The sequence below is a fragment of the Synechococcus sp. OH2 genome (genome assembly GCF_047462155.1).
In the GTDB taxonomy this organism is placed as follows: Bacteria; Cyanobacteriota; Cyanobacteriia; order Thermostichales; family Thermostichaceae; genus Thermostichus.
Genome location: NZ_JANSIR010000118.1, coordinates 19,433 through 21,517, shown reverse-complemented (window position 1 = coordinate 21,517; position 2,085 = coordinate 19,433). Strand labels below are relative to the sequence as shown.

Here is a 2,085-nt window from a genome sequence, read left to right as displayed (position 1 = left end):
CAAGCGGGTGAGGAAACCCCACCCGCCTACGCGGTGGGGTAGTTCATATCCCTTCTTTGGCAAGAGAAGCTGGGCTGGGATCCAACATCACAAACAGAAACGACTCCAGCCCTGCCAGGTAGGTGAGCACCTGCTCCTGGGCCGCTTCCTGGTCGATCCGATGGGCTTGGGCCGCTTGCTCGACCAAGCTAGCCACCGCCACTGGCCCCTGCAACAGGGATCCCAGCCAGGCCATCTGGGGGGCTGGTATGGTCAGGCGCCCGCGGCTGGCCCCCGGCCAGTTCATGACAAACTCCAGTTTTTTTTCGTGGGCCTGGGCGAAGTTGTGGCGAAACTCGGCGTTGTCCATCAGGATGGGGTTGAGCTGCACCCTGCCCCCCAGCCAGTCGGCGTCGCTCCAGGGCAAGACCAGGGAAGAGCCGGGGTGCTCCGCCCAAAAGTCGATGAGGCGGTGGTTGGGGTAGATTAGCTCGTAGAAGTGGTTTTGCTCGGCAGGGGAAAGCTTGTCCAGCTCCGCCTGCAGCCAGGCCGGCATGGCCCTGTCTTTGAAGAGCAGCGTCGGATCCCAGTCGGCGTAGTCCACTAGGCAAACCAAGCCCAGTTCCGCCTCTTGAAGCATGCGCAGGAGATCCGGAATCAAAAACCCTTTGTCGCCGGGTAAGAGGTAGTTGGCGCGGATGTTGGTGTCGTCGCTGTAGATCTGGGGATCCCAGCGCAGGGCAGCGCGTAGCTCGTCAGAGGCCAGGCTGGCCATGAACTCCCGCACCCGCCGGCAGGCTTCGGGGGTGGGCAGCTCAAACAGGCCCAGCAGCCGAAACGCCTCCTGCAGGCGGAAGATCACCTGCCGCTGGTAGGCGTGGTGCAGGTTGGCCCGCAAGATCCCGTCCGGCTTGAGCACCCGCTTAAGCGCCTTCAAGCCCGCCACGGGATCCTCAAGCAGATAGAGCACGTCGTTGAGGCTGATGAAGTCAAACTGCTGCCCCAGTTGTTCAATCTCCAACAGGTTGAGGGCATGCAGCTCCACCTCCCCAAAGCCGTGGTAGCGCAGGCGCCGCTCCGTTGCCTGCACCGACGCCGGCGAGAGGTCGCAGGCCACCAGCCGCGCCCCTGGGTTGGCCTCCGCCAAGATCAAGGTCTCCCAGCCGGAGCCACAGCCGACGTTGAGGATGGCGATCCCCTCGCTGGGCAGGATGGCGCGGGTACGGGCGTATTGGGCCGTCGTCCAGCTCAGGCGGTACAGGCTGCCGATGGCGCTGCGGCCCGACGCCTCAACAGGTACGTTGGGATAGGGCAGTTCCTCGTAGAGTTGCCGCAAAGACTCGGTTGTGCTGCCGGCCATGGATCCCTCCCTATGCTACTGCCTCAGGAACGCCGCAATAGCGTCGGCAATGGCCTCATTGCCCTTGCGATCCAGCTCCTCCGACGCCTGGGGTGGGTGAGGGGGATCCCGCAAGAAGTCCCAGGATCCCGCAAAGAACTCTTCCGGCGAGAGGATACGATGCCAGCCGTAGCGCCGCAATCCCTCCACCAAGAGGGGCGACTCGGCAAAGCTGGAACGGTTGACACAGGCCATGGGGATCCCACAGCGCAGCGCCTCCGCTAGGGTGCCATAGCCCGGCTTGGACACCACCCAGCGGCAGAGGGGCATGACATCCACCGGGCGCCACCTCTGCCCGTCCAGAATCTGCAGGTTAGGCAGAGGGGGAGCCTTGGGGTCGAAGGTGAGAAACTGCCAGTCGGGAAAATCCAAAAGCCGCTCGTAGGGCAAGCCCTGCAGCCCTAGCCCGCCAAAGGTTAACAAAACCGTGGGCCGCTCCCGCTCCAGTCCTAGGCGCTGAGCCACCTCCCCGGCCAAGTAGCGGGGATCCGACCCCGTCAACCCCACGGGTTCCTGGTGGGGAAAGGCGCCCATAGGCTCAGCAAAGGGCAGGCGAAACAGCCGCTGGCAGCGCCCGTACAGCTCGCGGATCCAGCTTACAAAGGGCTGAAACTGGGGGCCGTACTCTTGATAGATAAAGTCCCAGCCGAAGTTACTGGCCATCCAGCAGGGGATCCCGGCAGCCTCGGCAATAGCAGCAGCAAGTG

At 63.7% G+C, this 2,085-nt stretch carries 2 protein-coding genes; both read right to left on the bottom strand.

Annotation, left to right across the window (positions count from 1 at the left end):
• Positions 1–43: 43 nt before the first annotated feature.
• A complete protein-coding gene (locus NW835_RS13100) occupies positions 44–1,339 on the bottom strand; it encodes a class I SAM-dependent methyltransferase (RefSeq protein WP_414415516.1) in 1,296 nt (431 codons plus the stop codon).
• A gap of 15 nt (positions 1,340–1,354) precedes the next feature.
• Positions 1,355–2,085 (bottom strand): glycosyl transferase (locus tag NW835_RS13095; RefSeq protein WP_414415515.1); only part of this gene is annotated, 731 nt, incomplete at its 5' end.